Origin of the sequence: Cobetia sp. 2AS (assembly GCF_029846355.1) — a bacterium.
Classification (GTDB): domain Bacteria; phylum Pseudomonadota; class Gammaproteobacteria; order Pseudomonadales; family Halomonadaceae; genus Cobetia; species Cobetia amphilecti.
The window spans coordinates 144,596-161,603 of sequence record NZ_JARWKQ010000005.1 but is presented as its reverse complement, the minus strand read 5'-3'; the positions used below and the strand labels follow the sequence as shown (position 1 = coordinate 161,603).

Annotated in this window: 11 protein-coding genes; 6 read left to right on the top strand and 5 right to left on the bottom strand. The window is 62.6% G+C overall.

From position 1 onward, the window contains the following. Positions 1-17: 17 nt before the first annotated feature. The 4 genes from gyrB to dnaA form a co-directional block, all read right to left on the bottom strand. Positions 18-2,435 carry a DNA topoisomerase (ATP-hydrolyzing) subunit B gene (gyrB, locus tag QD356_RS13990; protein WP_192839028.1) on the bottom strand — a complete coding sequence of 806 codons (2,418 nt, stop codon included), beginning with the start codon at positions 2,433-2,435 and terminating at the stop codon, positions 18-20. A 19-nt stretch (positions 2,436-2,454) separates the two neighbouring features. Further along, on the bottom strand, positions 2,455-3,540 hold the full coding sequence (recF, locus tag QD356_RS13985; RefSeq protein ID WP_192839109.1) for a DNA replication/repair protein RecF: 1,086 nt from the start codon (positions 3,538-3,540) through the stop codon (positions 2,455-2,457). Positions 3,541-3,716: 176 nt separating this feature from the next. Then, positions 3,717-4,820, bottom strand: a complete 1,104-nt coding sequence (gene dnaN / locus QD356_RS13980) for a DNA polymerase III subunit beta (protein WP_043331653.1) — start codon at positions 4,818-4,820, stop codon at positions 3,717-3,719. A 145-nt stretch (positions 4,821-4,965) separates the two neighbouring features. Further along, entirely contained in the window at positions 4,966-6,453 is a 1,488-nt protein-coding gene (gene dnaA, locus QD356_RS13975) for a chromosomal replication initiator protein DnaA (RefSeq protein ID WP_043331654.1), read from the bottom strand. A gap of 887 nt (positions 6,454-7,340) precedes the next feature. On the opposite strand from dnaA, the gene rpmH reads away from it, so the two are divergent. The 6 genes from rpmH to QD356_RS13945 all read left to right on the top strand — a co-directional run bounded on the left by rpmH (position 7,341) and on the right by QD356_RS13945 (position 15,150). Then, entirely contained in the window at positions 7,341-7,475 is a 135-nt protein-coding gene (rpmH, locus tag QD356_RS13970) for a 50S ribosomal protein L34 (RefSeq protein ID WP_043331656.1), read from the top strand. A gap of 11 nt (positions 7,476-7,486) precedes the next feature. Next, on the top strand, positions 7,487-7,876 hold the full coding sequence (rnpA, locus tag QD356_RS13965) for a ribonuclease P protein component (RefSeq protein WP_052384306.1): 390 nt from the start codon (positions 7,487-7,489) through the stop codon (positions 7,874-7,876). A gap of 119 nt (positions 7,877-7,995) precedes the next feature. Then, on the top strand, positions 7,996-9,660 hold the full coding sequence (gene yidC, locus QD356_RS13960) for a membrane protein insertase YidC (protein ID WP_192839027.1): 1,665 nt from the start codon (positions 7,996-7,998) through the stop codon (positions 9,658-9,660). Between the two features lie 210 nt (positions 9,661-9,870). Further along, positions 9,871-11,289 carry a tRNA uridine-5-carboxymethylaminomethyl(34) synthesis GTPase MnmE gene (gene mnmE / locus QD356_RS13955; protein ID WP_192839026.1) on the top strand — a complete coding sequence of 473 codons (1,419 nt, stop codon included), beginning with the start codon at positions 9,871-9,873 and terminating at the stop codon, positions 11,287-11,289. Positions 11,290-11,440: 151 nt separating this feature from the next. After that, a complete protein-coding gene (locus QD356_RS13950) occupies positions 11,441-13,336 on the top strand; it encodes an ABC transporter transmembrane domain-containing protein (protein ID WP_192839025.1) in 1,896 nt (631 codons plus the stop codon). After that, positions 13,333-15,150 (top strand): ABC transporter transmembrane domain-containing protein, encoded by a 1,818-nt coding sequence (locus tag QD356_RS13945; RefSeq protein WP_225996599.1) that lies wholly within the window; start codon positions 13,333-13,335, stop codon positions 15,148-15,150. The genes QD356_RS13950 and QD356_RS13945 overlap by 4 nt, the downstream gene beginning before the upstream one ends. A 126-nt stretch (positions 15,151-15,276) precedes the next feature. On the opposite strand, the gene rlmJ is transcribed toward QD356_RS13945, so the two are convergent. Next, the gene (gene rlmJ, locus QD356_RS13940; protein WP_192839024.1) at positions 15,277-17,001 is read right to left on the bottom strand and encodes a 23S rRNA (adenine(2030)-N(6))-methyltransferase RlmJ; all 1,725 of its coding nucleotides are present in this window, start codon (positions 16,999-17,001) and stop codon (positions 15,277-15,279) included. Positions 17,002-17,008: the final 7 nt, after the last annotated feature.

The window sequence follows — 17,008 nt, the reverse complement described above, 5'->3', positions numbered from 1 at the left end:
GCGCTAGCTCAACACCGTCAGACGTCGAGGTTGGCCACCAGCGCGAAGCGCTCGATGAAGTCACGGCGCGGTTCGACTTCGTCACCCATCAGGGTGTTGAACATCTGATCGGCACCGATCGCATCCTCGACGGTCACACGCAGCATGCGACGGGACTCCGGATCCATGGTGGTTTCCCACAGCTGATCCGGGTTCATCTCACCCAGCCCCTTGTAGCGCTGGATGCTGAAGCCACGTGCCGCTTCCTTCATCAGCCAGTCGAGCGCTTCGTAGAAGGTGACGACTTCCTTCTTGCGCTCACCGCGCGAGACGTAGCTGCCAACTTCCAGCAGGCCTTCCAGCATGTTGCCCAGCTCACTCATCTCGCGGTAGTCGGCGGACTTGAAGAAGTCGACATCCCACAGGTAATCGCTGCTGACACCATGTGCCGTCAGCGTCACCGCCGGCAGATAGAGATTGCGCTCGCCGTCGTGGCTGAGAGTGAAGCTGTAGTGCGGGCCACCCTCGTAGGCAATCAGGTCATCCATTTCCTTCTGGAGACCGTCGATCCAGCCTTGCACCTGAGACTGGTCCGCGAGTGCGGCCTCATCCAGATGCGGAGCGTGCACGATCTTGCGCAGCACGGCAGACGGATAGACACGCGCCAGACGTTCGATGCGCTTCATCACGCCACGATACTGGTTGACCAGTGCTTCCAGCTGAGCGCCGGCGATACCCGGGGCATCGGCGTTGACGTGCAGCTTGCCGCCGTCCAGCGCCGTGGCGGTCAGATAGTCCTGCAGCGCCTGCTCGTCCTTCAGATACTGCTCATGCTTGCCACGCTTGATCTTGTAGAGCGGCGGCTGGGCAATGAAGATATGACCGCGCTCGATCAGCTCCGGCATCTGACGGAAGAAGAAGGTCAGCAGCAGCGTACGGATGTGCGAACCATCGACGTCGGCATCCGTCATGATGATGACGGAGTGATAGCGCAGCTTGTCGGGGTTGAACTCTTCACGACCGATACCGCAACCCAGCGCGGTGATCAGCGTGCCAACCTCGGCAGACGACAGCATCTTGTCGAAGCGCGCCTTCTCGACGTTGAGGATCTTGCCCTTCAGCGGCAGGATCGCCTGGGTACGACGATCACGCCCCTGCTTGGCAGAGCCACCAGCGGAATCACCCTCGACCAGGTACAGTTCGGAGAGGCTAGGGTCCTTCTCCTGACAGTCAGCCAGCTTGCCCGGCAGACCTGCGATATCCAGGGCGCCCTTGCGACGCGTCATATCACGCGCCTTGCGTGCGGCTTCACGCGCCCGCGCCGCATCCAGCATCTTGTTGACGATGCCCTTGGCTTCGTTGGGCTTCTCGATCAGATACTCGGAGAACAGACGGCCCATTTCCTGCTCGACGGCTGTCTTGACCTCGGAAGAGACCAGCTTGTCCTTGGTCTGCGAGGAGAACTTCGGGTCCGGCACCTTGACCGAGATGATCGCGGTCAGGCCTTCACGGGCATCATCCCCGGTCGTACCGACCTTGGATTTCTTGAGCAGACCTTCCGCCTCAATATAGCTATTGAGCGTACGCGTCAGTGCCGCACGGAAACCGGCCAGGTGCGTCCCGCCATCGCGCTGAGGAATATTGTTGGTGTAGCAGAAGATATTCTCGGCGAAGCCTTCATTCCACTGCATCGCCACTTCGACGCCAATGCCATCCTCGCGCTCCATCTCGAAATGGAACACCGGATTCAAGGGCGCCTTGTTGGTGTTGATATGGTCAACAAACGCCTTGAGGCCACCTTCGTAATGGAACAGCTCTTCCTTGCCGCTGCGCTCGTCAATCAGACGGATGGCGACACCGGAGTTCAGGAAGGACAGCTCGCGCAGACGCTTGGCCAGAATCTCGTAGTGGAATTCGATATTGGCAAAGGTCAGCGGGGAAGGCTTGAAGCGCACCAGGGTACCGGTCTTCTCGGTCTGGCCCACGATGCCCAGCGGCGACTGCGGCTCGCCATGGCGATAGATCTGCTCGTGGACATTGCCCTGACGCCAGATGGTCAGCTTGAGCTCTTCGGATAGCGCGTTGACGACCGAGACACCCACACCGTGCAGACCGCCGGAGACCTTGTAGGAGTTGTCATCGAACTTACCGCCTGCGTGCAGCACGGTCATGATGACTTCCGCTGCGCTGACGCCTTCCTCTTCATGGATCTCGGTCGGCACACCACGACCGTTGTCGCTGACGGAAACTGACTCGTCGGCATGGATAACGACCCGGACTTCGCTACAGTGACCGGCCAGCGCCTCGTCGATGGAGTTATCCACCAGCTCGAACACCATATGATGCAGCCCCGTGCCGTCATCGGTATCACCGATATACATGCCGGGGCGCTTGCGTACGGCATCCAGGCCCTTGAGGACCTTGATGCTTGATGAGTCGTAAGCCTGTTCGCTCATTGGCTTCTCCGTCGTGAAATCATTCCGTGTGCAGTCGCCCGTGTTCCACGTGAAACATCCTGACATCAGTGTTCGGCAACCATACCCGATCCAATGTTTCGGGTTCGACGCAGGTCACGAAGACCTGGCACTCGAGGCCTGCCAACAGCTGGCAGAACAGACGGCGATGCTCGCCATCCAGTTCCGCCGGCAGATCGTCGATCAGGTAGACACAGGTACGTCCGTTCATTTCTTCGAGCAAGCGACCCTGAGCCAGCTTGAGAGCGCTGACCACCAGCTTCTGCTGGCCGCGGGACAACACCTCGACTGCAGGGCGTCGCCCCAGGCGAATACGCAAGTCGGCGCGTTGTGGGCCAGTCTGGGTAAAGCCCATATGGCTATCACTGTCGCGCCCTGCTGCCAGCACGTCGCCCAGAGGGCGCTTGGCATCCCAACCGCGCTGATAGCGCAGAGTCAGCTCGGGTAAATCAATCAGCTCGGCAAGCGTGGCTTGAAACAGAGGCGCCAGCGCCTGCATATATTCCATGCGCAGGGCATCAAGACGCTCGCTCCAGTGAGCAAACTCTCGATCCCAGACGTTAAGTGCCTGAACGTCCATCTTACCATGCCTGAGCAGTGCGTTCCGATGTTTGAGCGCCCGACGCACGCGGCGCCAGACGTCGAAGAAGTCGTGTTTCACGTGAAACACACCCCAATCAAGGAACTCTCGTCGGGCAGAAGGTGAACCCTCCAGCAACCGGAAGGCATCAGGGTTGATCAGCTGCAACGGCAAGGCCTGAGCCAGCTGGGCGACTCGCTCGACCTTCTCGCCATCCAGCCGCATCTCCAGCCCATCTGCGGCATGATCACGCCTTACCCCCAGGGGACGCGGTGGTTCGCCCGCCAGGCGGCCAAACAGCGTCATTCCCGCCGTGTCATGCGCAATGGCATGCTTGAGCTTGTGCGTGCGGAAAGAGCGCGCCAGCCCCAGCACATGGATACCTTCCAGCAGACTCGACTTGCCACTGCCATTGGCACCACTGACCAGATTCACCCCATTTCCCGGCGCCATATCGACTGTCGCCAGGTTGCGCAGATTCTGGAATTGGAGTCGTTCAAGCGCCATGACGGCCTCATTCGATAGAGAAAAAGAGCCATGGCCGCCTTCGGGGCTCAAATACGACAACACCCGCCATTCAGGAGTGAAAATGGCGGGTGTTGTCGAGGCTCATTCTGCGATTGCGCGCGTCAATTGCGTCGCAATTACGATTCAAGATACTGATTTAAATAGCAATTACGATATTACAGACGCATCGGCATTACTACGTAACGCGCATCGCCGCCACCCGGCTCTTCCAGCAGCGCTGAGCTGTTGGCATCGGAAAGCGTCAGCTGTACGCGATCGGCATCCAGCACTCCCAGCACATCGATCAGGTAACCGACATTGAAGCCGATCTCGAGGCCAGCCCCTTGATAATCAAGGGCAATATTCTCTTCGGCTTCTTCCTGCTCGGGGTTGTTGGCCAGCACGCGCAGGTTGCCTGCCTCCAGATAGAGGCGCACGCCACGGTACTTCTCATTGGAGAGAATCGCGGTGCGCGACAGTACCTGACGCAGCTCGGCACGCTCGGCCACGATGACCTTGTCACCGCCACGCGGGACAACGCGCTCGTAATCCGGGAACTTGCCGTCCACCAGCTTGGAGGTGAAGGTGAAGTCGCCGGTCTGGGCACGCACGTGCGTCCCGCTGACCGTCAACGTCATCAGCTCATTGCTGCCGTCGAGCAGGCGCGTCAGCTCAAGGATACCCTTGCGCGGGATGATCAGCTTCTGCGCTTCCGGCACGCTGATGTCAGCGGCCTGCTCGCAGACGGCCAGGCGGTGACCATCGGTCGCCACGGTACGTACCAGATTGCTGGTCAGTTCCAGCAGCATGCCGTTGAGGTAATACCGGACATCCTGTTGCGCCATCGCGAAGGAGGTCGCGTCAATCAGATGCTTGAGGGTGCCGCGCGGCAGGCTGACGGTGATATCGCCCTGACCATCATCGATGTTCGGGAACTCGGCCACCGGCAAGGTCGACAGGGTGAAGCGTGAACGACCGCTGCGCAGAATGGCACGCCCTTCTTCCAGCGCGAGAATGATCTCGCTGCCTTCGGGCAGTGACTTGCAGATATCCATCAGCTTGCGCGCCGGCACCGTCGCGGAACCCGGCTCATCGACACGGCTGGGCTCGACGCGCCCGATCAGCTCGACCTCAAGGTCAGTCCCGGTCAGCGACAGCTGCTGATCGGACACTTCAAGCAGCACATTGGACAGCACCGGCAGTGTCTGGCGACGCTCGACGACACCCGCCACCAGGGACAGCGGGCGCAGCAGGGCTTCACGCGAAATGGCAAATTTCATGGAGACTCCACTCTCTGGAAACGGGGCAATGCTCGCTGACAGGCAGCGCGCACGCAAAAGAAATTCGGGGCCGCGACAGGCAAGCCCGGAGCACAGCAGGCCGATAGCGTGATTGTCGCCAACCCGACCTGCCGCTGCAATTCGATCAGCTGGTCAACAGACGCAGCAGATTCTTGTAGTCCTCGCGGATATCGGCGTTCTCTTCACGCAGCGAGGCCACCTTGCGACAGGCATGCAGCACCGTGGTGTGGTCTCGCCCGCCGAAGGCATCGCCGATTTCCGGCAGGCTGTGGTTGGTCAGCTCCTTGGCGAGCGCCATCGCGACCTGACGCGGACGGGCGACGGAGCGCGAGCGGCGCTTGGAGTGAAGATCGGAAATCTTGATCTTGTAGTACTCGGCCACGGTGCGCTGGATATTGTCCACACCCACCTGCTTGTCCTGCAGTGCCAGCAGGTCCTTCAGGGATTCACGGATGAAGTCCTGATTGATCGCGCGCCCCATGAAGTGGGAGTCGGCGATGACCTTCTTCAAGGCCCCTTCCAGCTCGCGCACGTTGGAGCGGATCTTCTGCGCGATGAAGAAGGCGGCATCGTGAGGCAGATCGACCTTGGCCTGATCGGCCTTCTTCATCAGGATCGCGACGCGCGTCTCGAGCTCCGGCGGCTCGATGGCGACGGTCAGTCCCCAGCCGAAGCGTGACTTGAGACGCTCCTCGACCCCATTGATCTCCTTCGGATAGCGGTCAGAGGTCAGGATCATCTGCTGACCACCCTCGAGCAACGCATTGAAGGTGTGGAAGAACTCCTCCTGGGAGCGCTCCTTGCCAGCGAAGAACTGGATGTCATCGATCAGCAGCGCATCCACCGAACGGTAGAAACGCTTGAAGTCATTGATGGCATTGAGCTGCAGTGCCTTGACCATGTCCGCCACGAAGCGCTCGGAATGCAGGTAGACCACCTTGGCATTCTCGCCGCCCTGCTTGGCCAGATGATTGCCCACCGCGTGCATCAGGTGGGTCTTGCCCAGACCCACGCCGCCATACAGGAACAGCGGGTTGTAGGCGCCGCCGGGATTCTCGGAGACCTGACGCGAGGCCGCGCGGGCCAGCTGGTTGGACTTGCCTTCGACAAAGGTTTCGAAGGTGAAATTCGGATTCAGGCCACTGGAATGCTTGAGGCTACCTTCTACCTGCACCTGACGCGTGTTGCGACGCGGTGCCTGTTCCCGGGCGCCATCGCCGGCCATCTCACGCTCTTCCGCGAAATTGCCCCGCGGTGGCGTATGCACGGAAGGGGCACGCGGGCTCGGCATCTGGCCCGGCGCTTGCGCCTGGGCAGATACCGGCGACGCAGCCGCGCCTTCCGGACGCGGGTTCGAGACGGTCCGGCGGCTACCGACGCTCAGCTCGACCTTGGGCGGCTTGCCCGGTGCCAGCTCACGCAGCAGCTCGTGAATTCGTTTGAGGTACTTGTCATTGACCCAATCACGCACGAAGCGGTTGGGGGCGAGCAGGCACAGCTCTCCGCTGTCGCCTTCCTCAGCCTGCAGGGGACGAACCCAGGTATTGAACTGCTGTGAATTCAGCTCGTCTTGCAGGGCGTCAAGACATTGTTGCCAAAGTGCGAGCGACACGCGACCTCACATCCAGTTGTCGAAGGGGCGGCCATTGTATAGGCCAAGCCACGAGTTATCCACACGACATCTGCCGCAAAAAGCACTGTGGACAACATCGGTATTCTTCAAGTATCCGCATTGGGACAGGCTGGGGAGCATCCGCGCACAAGATTTCGACTGTGGACAAGACGATAGTTATGCACATGGCCATGCACAGGCTGAACGCAGGTTGCCCACCACTTATCGCCAGAGCTGTCCTATCGACATGCAATTGAGCAAGATAGGAAAAAACAGGTTATCCACAGGAACTGCCTTCCTTAATAGTTATTAGTTATTCAGGACTACTTTCTTGTAGTAATGACAGCAGCCCCGCGATCTTCGAATCACGCGAGGTGCGAGGGGCTGTGATCGCGTCGGCAGAATCCCGGGTTATCCACTGCGACTTTTCGGCGCGCCTGACACGCCAGGGTCGGGAGTGCACAACCACTCGCCAGAAACGCGAATCCTTGAGGCTCACGACCGAACACAGGACTTGCCCCCTTTCCGCGCATCGCCATGGCGGGCGATGCCAATCACTCAGCCCCACTGAGCGCTGAAAAAGCGCTGATCGCTTGCCTGGCGAGCGGTGCCTGTAGGCTCAAGGACGCCAAATCGAATTTTTTTGTGCCCGAAGGCCTGTCTTGCACGTGATCCGCGTGAGACACGAAGCGCCATATGGCGGGCGGCGTAGACGATATCTGTCGTCAAATGCCGCGAACGGGCTGTGGACAACTTCCAACGCGACATTGCAAGCCACTTGCAGATTCACTAGAATCTCTGCCCCTGACCAATCTGCCCTGTCCTCATGTGGATACAGGGCAACATTCGTTGACCTTTTCCAAACAACCACGTGGGAAGAAGCAGCTATGAAACGCACATTTCAGCCGAGCGTCCTGAAGCGCAAGCGCACACACGGTTTCCGTGCTCGTATGGCGACCAAAGGTGGCCGTGAGGTCATCCAGCGTCGTCGTGCGAAAGGCCGTAAGCGTCTGAGCGCCTGATCGAGGCCCGGATGTCCCGTCAGGGATTTCCCCGGCAGCTTCGCTTGCTGACTGCCGGGGATTACCGGCACGTCTTCGATCACACCACCCTCAAGGTACACGGCAAGGGGCTTCTGGCCCTGGCGTGTCCGAATGACCTGGGACATGCCCGCCTGGGGTTGGTGTTCAGCAAGAAGAACGTGCGCCGTGCCGTAGATCGCAACCGCCTCAAACGTCTGACGCGCGAATCCATTCGCCTCCGCCAGCAGCGCCTTCCGGCCGTCGACATCGTCGTACTGGCCAAGCGAGGCGTGACCGAGCTGGACAACGAGACTCTGCATCGCCAGCTGGACGGCATGTGGGCTCGTCTGGAGAAGGACGCCAGACGCCAGAAAGCGGCCAAGTCAACGCCACCTGCCTGACGCGACACCTGCCCGGTGCGTCCGGCATGTGGCGTTTTTTTCGTTATACGCCCTACCGTTCGTGACCGGACTCATCTGACTCCCCGCCAGATTGATTCACCCTCCAACGGGTATACACCATGGACGTCAAACGATTACTCCTCGTGATTCCGCTTGCGGTTGTCGCCTATCTGATGGTGGTCCAGTGGAACAAGGACTACGACCAGCCGACTGCGGAAACACAGGCTCCCCAGGTTGCCTCTCAGGCCGCCAATGCCACTGCGCAAGGCCTTGAAGCCCCAAGCAGCAGCACGACTGCCAATGGCGATACCGGCCTCTCCACGCCGGATAGCGCAGCAAGCACCCCGAGCAACAACCTGATTGAAGTCAAGACTGACGTGCTGGACCTGCGTATCGATCCGCAGGGCGGTGACGTGGTCTATGCAGCGCTGCTCGAGCACAAGCAGAACAACGCTTCCGAGTCGCCCTTCGTGCTGCTGTCCGACAATCAGTCACGCAGTTACGTTGCCAAGTCCGGCCTGCAGCTGGATGGCCACAAGGGCCGTATCGCCTTCTCTGCCGACAGCAACAGCTACACCCTTGCCGAGGGTGACGACAGCCTGCAAGTGGACCTGAAGGCCGACATCAATGGTGTTGCGGTCATCAAGCGCTTCACCGTCAGCCAGGACAGCTACCAGATCAAGGTCGACTACCTGCTGGACAACCAGTCACAGCAGCCGGTCAATGCTCGCTTCATCGGTCAGCTGGCCCGTGACAACAGCGCGGACCCGACCTCCGGTGGCGGCATGGGCATGAAGTCCTATCTGGGGGCGGCGTTCTCTTCTGAAGAGAACCACTACCAGAAGGTCGATTTCGAAGACATCCAGGACGGCAGCTTCAAGAATGTCGACGTCCAGGGTGGCTGGGTGTCCATGATCCAGCACTACTTCGTGTCTGCCTGGGTGCCGGCTGACAACCAGAAGAACCTCTACTACGCCAACGTCGACAAGCAGAACCGCAATGTCGCCGCCTTCGCGAGCCCGACGACCCAGATCGCCGCGGGTCAGCAGGCTGAGCTCGGCGCGACCCTGTTCGTCGGCCCGAAGGATCAGGACCAGCTGGAAGCGACCGCTCCCTACCTGGAACTGGTCGTCGACTTCGGCTGGCTGTGGTTCCTGGCCAACCCGCTGTTCTGGCTGCTGGAGCACATCCACGCGCTGGTCGGCAACTGGGGTGCCTCCATCATCCTGCTGACCGTTCTGGTCAAGGTCGTACTGTTCCCGCTGTCCGCGACCGCGTACCGCTCGATGGCCAAGATGCGCAAGATGGGCCCCGAGATGCAGCGCATCAAGGAGAAGTACGGCAGCGACCGCCAGAAGGTCTCCCAGGAAATGATGAAGTTCTACCAGACGGAGAAGATCAATCCGCTGGGGGGCTGTCTGCCGATCGTGATCCAGATGCCGGTCTTCATCGCCCTGTACTGGATGCTGATGGAATCCGTCGAACTGCGCCACGCGCCGTTCATGCTGTGGATCCAGGATCTGTCAGTGAAGGACCCGCTGTTCATCCTGCCGATCATCATGGGCCTGACGATGTTCATCCAGCAGCAGCTGAACCCGACGCCTCCGGACCCCACCCAGGCGAAGATCATGAAGATGCTGCCGATCGTCTTCACCTTCTTCTTCCTGTGGTTCCCGGCAGGTCTGGTGCTGTACTGGATCGTCAACAACACGCTGTCGATCGCTCAGCAGTACGTCATCACCCGTCAGATCGAGAATGCCGAGCCAACCAAGAAAGGCGCATGATGCCTTTCAGGTTCGCCTGACATGACTCACCCACGACCCTCGCCTCGGCGGGGGTCGTGGCGTTTCAGGACCCTGATTCCGGGGGCTGCGCCGACACTCCCGCCGCAAGGCGCCTTTCCCGTCACCCCGCTTGCTGTCACAGGCCTCCAGCCGCGACAATAGCGGCCATCTCCTTCATCTTCATTCCGGCTTCGCGCCCGAGGTTTGTGCATGTCTACCGCCTACCAGCCTGACTCCATCGCGGCCCTGGCCACTCCGCCCGGCCGTGGTGGCGTCGGCATCATCCGTGTCTCCGGTCCGGCCTGTCAGGCCATCGCCCAGGCCATGCTGGGCCAATGCCCGTCGGCACGCCGCGCCCACTATGGCGCCTTCATGGGACTCGATACCCAGGGCAACCCCATCGCCCTCGACGAAGGTATCGCGCTCTACTTCCAGGGCCCGAATTCCTTCACCGGCGAGGACGTGCTGGAGCTGCAAGGGCACGGCGGCCCGGTGATCATGGACCTGCTGCTGGAGCGCTGCGTGCAGCTGGGCGCACGCCTGGCACGCCCCGGTGAATTCAGCGAGCGCGCCTTCCTGAACGACAAGCTGGATCTCGCCCAGGCCGAGGCCATCGCCGACCTGATCGACGCCAGCTCACGTGCGGCGGCCGAGAATGCGCTGCGCTCGCTCAAGGGCGAGTTCTCGACGCGCGTCAGCGCGTTGGTGCAGCGCCTGATCGAGCTGCGCATCTACGTCGAGGCCGCCATCGACTTCCCCGAAGAGGAAATCGACTTCCTGGCCGACGGCCATGTCGCGGCGCGCCTCGATGAGGTCAAGGCCGAGCTGGTGGGCGTGCGAGCCGCTGCCAACCAGGGCGCTCTGATGCGCGAGGGCATGACGGTGGTGATCGCCGGCCGCCCGAATGCCGGCAAGTCAAGCCTGCTCAATGCGCTGACCGAGCAGGACACCGCCATCGTCACCGATATCGAAGGCACCACCCGCGACGTGCTGCGTGAGCACATCCATCTCGACGGCATGCCGCTGCATATCATCGATACCGCCGGGCTGCGCGACACGCCGGACGCCGTCGAGCGCATCGGCGTGCAGCGCGCCTGGGACGAGATCGAGAAGGCGGACCGCGTCCTGCTGCTGGTCGATGCCGCGACCACCTCGGCGACGGACCCGATGGAGATCTGGCCGGAATTCGTCGCGCGCCTGCCGGACCCGTCCCGCCTGACGCTGGTCCGCAACAAGATCGACACCAGCGGCGAGTCGCCGGGGTTGACCGCCATCACCGCAACACAGGATGGCGATGCCGAGCTGGCACGCCACCAGGCCAGCGTGGTGCGCATCTCGGCGCGCGACAATCAGGGCCTCGATGCGCTGCGCGATCACCTCAAGGACATCATGGGCTTCACCGGCACGGCAGAGGGGCGCTTCAGCGCCCGCCGCCGCCACCTGGATGCGCTGGAACGCGCTGGCGAATCTCTCGACAACGGCGAGGCCCAGCTGCATGGCGCCGGCGCCGGCGAGCTGCTGGCCGAAGACCTGCGCGCCGCCCAGATGGCGCTGTCCGAGATCACCGGTGAATTCTCTGCCGATGACCTGCTCGGGGAAATCTTCGGCAGCTTCTGCATCGGCAAGTGATCGCACCGAAGTGATCGCGCCGAGCTGACTCCCGCCCACAGGCGGGCTCTCTTGCCGACAGTGCTTGCGTCTGGCTGTCTCCCTCTCGTTATACTGCCTCTGCCGACCCCTCCGAGTGGCGGAGGCGGGCAGGGGCAGACCGGGAGCCGACATGGCGGGACGCGCGACATCGAACAGACCGCAGGATGCCCATCGCGAGTCCCGTGACTCCAGCGCCTCTCCCCCGCCGGCCCCCGCCGCCGAACTGACTTCCGGGCCTCTCCCCGAGGCCCCGTTGCGCCACCTGCTGCTCGACTTCTTCACCCGCCATTGGCCCCGCTATCTGCTGGCCATCGCGTTCCTGATCGGGGTCGCGGGGCTGAATCTGCTGTTGCCGTGGGCGATCGGCGCCACCATCGATGCGTTGCGTGATGGCAGCCTCGACCACGACGCCTTGCTGAGCCGCCTGTTGTGGCTGGTAGGCGCGGGGCTCGCGCTCTATGCACTGCGCTATGCCTGGCGCGTGACGCTGTTCGGCACCGCCTATCAGCTGGGGACGGAGCAGCGTGATGCCTTCCATGCCAAGCTGACGCGCCTGGACCCCGGCTTCTATCAGCGCCACCGCACCGGAGACCTGATGGCGCACGCCAGTCAGGACATCGATGCCGTGGAGATGGCCGCCGCGGAAGGCGTGCTGTCCAGCGTCGATGGCGCCATGACCTTCGTGCTGGTGCTCGGCATCATGCTGATCGCCATCGATGTGCCACTGACGCTGCTCGCCCTGTTGCCCTTCCCCTTCATGGCCTGGGCCTTCGCACGTATCTCGCGACGGATCGGAGAGCGTTTCCGCGAATCGCTGGAGCGCTTCTCGGACCTGAATGACCAGACCCAGGAAGCCTTCGCCGGCATTCGCATGCTCAGAAGCCATGCCTTGCTGGAGGATGAAGGCGCAAGATTCTCGCAGCGTGCCGCCGCCGCCGAAGCCGTCGATTATCGCGTCCAGAAGCTGGAGGCGGCCTTTGATCCGGTGGTGTTCATTGCACTCTCGGCGGCGACGCTGCTGACGCTGGGCGTGGGTAGCTGGCGCTATCTGGATGACGCCATCACCCTGGGCCAACTGACCAGCTTCACGCTCTATCTGGCGCAGTTGATCTGGCCGATGTTCGCGCTTGGCTGGTGCCTGAATATCCTGCAGCGCGGCGCGGCAGCCGCACGGCGGCTGGCTACCTTCCACGCCGCGCCACAAGCCCTTGAGGACAGCGGCACTCTGGACGAGGTCAGTGATCATTCACTACGCCTTGAAATCAATGAATTCCACTACCCGGGCAGCCAGCAACGTGCTCTGGGGCCCCTCTCCCTGCAGGTGGCGGCAGGGGGGAGTCTGGGGATCGTCGGCGCGACCGGCAGTGGCAAGTCCACCTTGCTGCGTCTGCTGTCGCGCAGCTGGCCTCTGACGCCTGAGCAAGGGGTCCTGACGCTCGGTGGCAGAGAAGCGAGTGAGTACACACTACCTGCCTGGCGCCAGCAGTTCTCACTGGTCCCCCAGGACCCGTTCCTGTTTGCGCTCTCGGTAGCCGACAATGTCGCCCTCGCCTGCCCCGAGGCCTCCGACGAGCGAATTCGAGAGGCACTGCGCGCAGCAGCCTTCGAGGAAGATCTGCGCCGCCTCCCCCAGGGGTTGGAAACGCTGGTGGGTGAGCGAGGCATCACGCTCTCTGGCGGCCAGCGTCAGCGGCTGGCACTGGCACGCAGCCTGCTCAGCGAGGCGCCTATCCTGCTGCTGGACGACACCCTGTCGGCGGTCGACCAGGTCACCGAACGCACCCTGCTGAAGACTCTCGCGCGCCTGCAGCAACCCGATCACCACGGCCTCAAGCGCACGCTGATCATCAATTCCCATCGCCTGTCTGCCGTGCAGGCCTGCCAGCAGATCCTGGTGCTCGAGGATGGGCGCATCCTGGAACAGGGCGATCACGCCAGTCTGCTGGCCGCCCGCGGCGCCTACTGGCGCCTATGGCAGGCCCAGCAGGTCAACCGCGAAGACGATGCCAAGGCGGAGCGCTCATGAGCCACGATGCCGCGACACGACCCGACACCCTCAGCGGCACTCGCCTGCTCAGCCGACGGCGCCTGGCATTGCTCTGGCAACCGCTGGGCAGGCGCCGCGCAGAGGTCCTGCGCGCGCTGTTGATCCTGATCGCGGCGACCGTACTGGATGTACTCGGTCCATGGCTGACCCAGCGCTATCTGGATGACTACCTGATTCCCGGCAACCTCGCTCCCGAGGCCCTGGCAGGCTTGGTGGCCATCTACGTGATCACCCAGCTGGGCGCCGCCGCCGGACGCTATTTCCAGCAGCTGCGCTTTGCCCGCCTGGCCCTCGCCAGCGTGCGCGACATCCGTGAGCGAGTCTTCACACACCTTCTGCACCAGCCACTATCGACCCTCGACAATATCGCCGCCGGTGAATTGGTGGCCCGCGTGACCAACGACACCGAGTCGCTCAAGGAGCTGTATATCGGGGTGCTGGCGACACTGATCGGCAATGTGGTGCTGTTGATCGGCATCCTGTCGGCGATGGCCCTGATGGATGGCACCCTGGCGATGATCGCGACGGCGCTGGTGCCGCTCTCCATCGGCATGATCTGGCTGTATCAGCGCTTCTCCGGGCGCGCTGCACGCGAGGTGCGCCGCCTGCGTGCCTTGCAGAATGCCAGAATCGCCGAGGCGATCGGCGGCATGAGTGTGCTGCAGGCAAGCGACCAGACCGAACGCTTCAGTCAGCGCTATCACCACCTCAACGTCTCTCAGTATCAGGCGCGCATGCGCACGGTGCGTGTGTCGGGACTGCTGTTGCGCTCGGCCATCGACCTGATGGCGATGCTGATCACGCTCTCGCTGGTCGCCGTGTTCGGGCTGCGCGAATTGGGGGGCGGTGCGGAACTGGGGGTGCTCTACGCATTCATCGCCTGGTTGGGGCGCATCAGCGAGCCCCTGATCCAGATCACGCAGCGACTGCAGGTCTTCCAGTCGGCGCTGGTGGCGACAGGCCGGCTGGAAGAGGTGCTGGACCGGCCACGCGAGATGCCTGAGCCAGACACGCGCGCCGCGAGGAAAGCCACGCGTGGGCACACGGACAATGCCGTGATAGCGAGCGGTCACTATCAGCTCGAGCAGCTGAGTTTCCGCCATCAGGGTGCGGAGGGCCCGGCCCTCAATGGCCTGACGCTTGCCATCGAGAGCGGTGAGTTTCTCGGCGTGGTCGGCCCGACGGGCAGCGGCAAGTCCACCCTGCTCGATCTGCTCAGCGGGCAGCGCCCTGCCCCGGCGTCTCAGCTGCTGCTGGATGGTCGTCCGCTGATGGAGTGGTCGGCTCAACAACGCGCTACCGCGATAGCCGTCGTTCCGCAGGAGCCCTTCATCCGCGCCACGACACTGCGCGACAACCTGCTGCTGGGTCGTGAGATCAGCCAGCAGCACCTGTCACGGGTCCTGCACAAAGCGCACCTGGCGCCGCTGGTCGATAGTCTGCCGCTGGGGCTCGACACCTTGCTGGGCGAGCGCGGCCTCAGTCTCTCCACGGGAGAGCGCCAATTGCTGGCGCTCGGACGCGCACTGGTCACGACGCCACGCGTGCTGTTGCTGGATGAGGCCACCGCCAGCATCGATAGCCATACCGAAGCCCTGTTGCAGCAGGCGCTGCATGAACTGCGCGGCGAAGTGACCTTGATCGTGGTGGCACACCGGCTGGCCACGGTGCGCGATGCGGACCGCCTGCTGGTGCTGGAACAGGGCCGCATCACCCAGCTGGGGAGCCATGATGCCCTGATGGCAGAACCCGGCCTCTATCGGCGGTTATGGCAAGAAGACATCGCGCACTGATCAGGCCACTGGTCACCACAATACAAACGCCCCACGATGCAAACGCCCCCACAGGCATGGCCGGTGGGGGCGTTGTCAATCCGAGCTCATGATATGGCGCTCAGCGTTCTGCATTCACACCAGCCATCACGGCTTGCGCGGGCCGCGTGGCTTGTTGCCCTGTTTCTTGCCAGGCGCTGCCTTGCCAGAATTCGTCTTGCCAGGCGCTGATTTGCCAGAGCTGTCGTTGCCAGCTGCTGACTTGCCAGAGCTTTCCTTGCTGACGCCGCCCTTGGCAGCCTTGCCTCTCATGGCATTGCTTTCCTGCTTCTCACGCAGGGCACGCGCTTCACGCGCATCCAGCGGCTTGCCGACATCCTTGTTGTCTTCAGGACGCTGCTTGGCCGCGTACTTCCTGGGCAGTTTGGTCGTGCTGTTCGGGTTGACCTGACCATCACGACCGATCGCCGGAGTGCTGCGCATGCTGACCCGCGTGGAACCTTCGCGGCGGCCCTTGCCCGGCACGCTGGAGGACCAGTCGCTCCAGCTGGCAGAATCCTTGCCTGCCCCCTTGCCTGCCGTCTCGCCCTTGCCACGCGGACGAGTCGGCTCGACAGCAGCCGTCGACTTGCGCTCGGCAGGCTTCTCGCTGACGCGCTTCTGGCTCGGCGCGGAATGCCCATGCACCTCATCCTTGACCTGCGCCTTGATGCTGGTCTTGGGCTTGGCAGTCGCGGAATGGCGCTTGCCCTTGGCCTTGGGCGTCGCACTGTCATTGCGCACGCGAGGCTTGGCCCAGCCTTCACCGCGCTTGAGCTTCTCTCGCTTGGGCTTGGCCTGGGTCACCTCGACATCGCTGTCGCGCTTGACCTTCTGGTTGAGCTTGCGCAGCGACAGCAGGCGCTCACGCGGCATCGGCTTGGGCTCGTTGCGTTCGCGGGCGACTTCCTCCGACAGCCACCACAGGCCCTTGTGCTCGACGGCAACCGACTGCGGAGCCGGCAGCGCGCCCTTGAGCACCTCGACCACTTCCTGCATGGCGGTGGAGAACTGACGATCGAACTGCCACGGCGGGTTGATCACCAGCATGCCGGAGCCGTACATGCCGTGCTCGCCTTCCGGCGAATCGATCGTCAGCTCGCTGCGCCACATCGGTGCCGGCGAATGCTTCTTGAGACGCTCGAGCAGATCATGCTGACGACCCGCCGGCAGCAGCGGATACCAGATCATGATGGTGGCATGACGTGACTTGCGCAGGGTCTCGACCACGACCTCGGCGACATCACGGTAATCATTCTTCAGCTCATAGCTGGGGTCGATCAGCACGGCGACGCGCGGCGTGGTGACCGGCACGGCCGCCAACAGACCGGACAGACCATCCTGCTGACGACGCATGACCTTGCCGAGGCTGTCACGCTGCACCGGTGCCTGATCGAAGTGGTAGATCTCGCCCGGATGCAGCTCATAGGCCAACAGGCGATCGCCACGACGCAGCGACTGGCTCAGCCACCAGGGCGAACCGGGATAGACGCTCAGCTCGCTGGCGCTGCCCTTGGCGGCATCCGGTTGCATGTCCGCCAGCCGTGCCAGCCAGCGAGCCAGCGGCTTGTCAGCTGACGGGGACTTCGGCTCACCTGCATCGGTCAACCAGCGATCACGCACCTGCCACAACGGCAGAACGCCCTGCTCGTATTCGCGCAGCTGTTCCGTCTCGCGGGCCGCCAGCGGATACCAGCCACGACCGGCGTGAGTGTCGATAAACGTAACGGGAGATTCTTTACGTAATAGCTGCTCGGCCAGGGTGGTGGCGAGCAGGTGCTTGTGCAGGTCGGCAAAATTGCCAGCGTGATAGGCGTGCTGATAGGCGAGCAAGAGCGCC

Excerpts from the sequence above, each read along its gene's own strand:
- gyrB (WP_192839028.1), bottom strand. The coding sequence starts at position 2,435 with ATGAGCGAACAGGCTTACGACTCATCAAGCATCAAGGTCCTCAAGGGC.
- recF (WP_192839109.1), bottom strand. The coding sequence starts at position 3,540 with ATGGCGCTTGAACGACTCCAATTCCAGAATCTGCGCAACCTGGCGACA.
- dnaN (WP_043331653.1), bottom strand. The coding sequence starts at position 4,820 with ATGAAATTTGCCATTTCGCGTGAAGCCCTGCTGCGCCCGCTGTCCCTG.
- rpmH (WP_043331656.1), top strand. The coding sequence starts at position 7,341 with ATGAAACGCACATTTCAGCCGAGCGTCCTGAAGCGCAAGCGCACACAC.
- rnpA (WP_052384306.1), top strand. The coding sequence starts at position 7,487 with ATGTCCCGTCAGGGATTTCCCCGGCAGCTTCGCTTGCTGACTGCCGGG.
- yidC (WP_192839027.1), top strand. The coding sequence starts at position 7,996 with ATGGACGTCAAACGATTACTCCTCGTGATTCCGCTTGCGGTTGTCGCC.
- mnmE (WP_192839026.1), top strand. The coding sequence starts at position 9,871 with ATGTCTACCGCCTACCAGCCTGACTCCATCGCGGCCCTGGCCACTCCG.
- QD356_RS13950 (WP_192839025.1), top strand. The coding sequence starts at position 11,441 with ATGGCGGGACGCGCGACATCGAACAGACCGCAGGATGCCCATCGCGAG.
- QD356_RS13945 (WP_225996599.1), top strand. The coding sequence starts at position 13,333 with ATGAGCCACGATGCCGCGACACGACCCGACACCCTCAGCGGCACTCGC.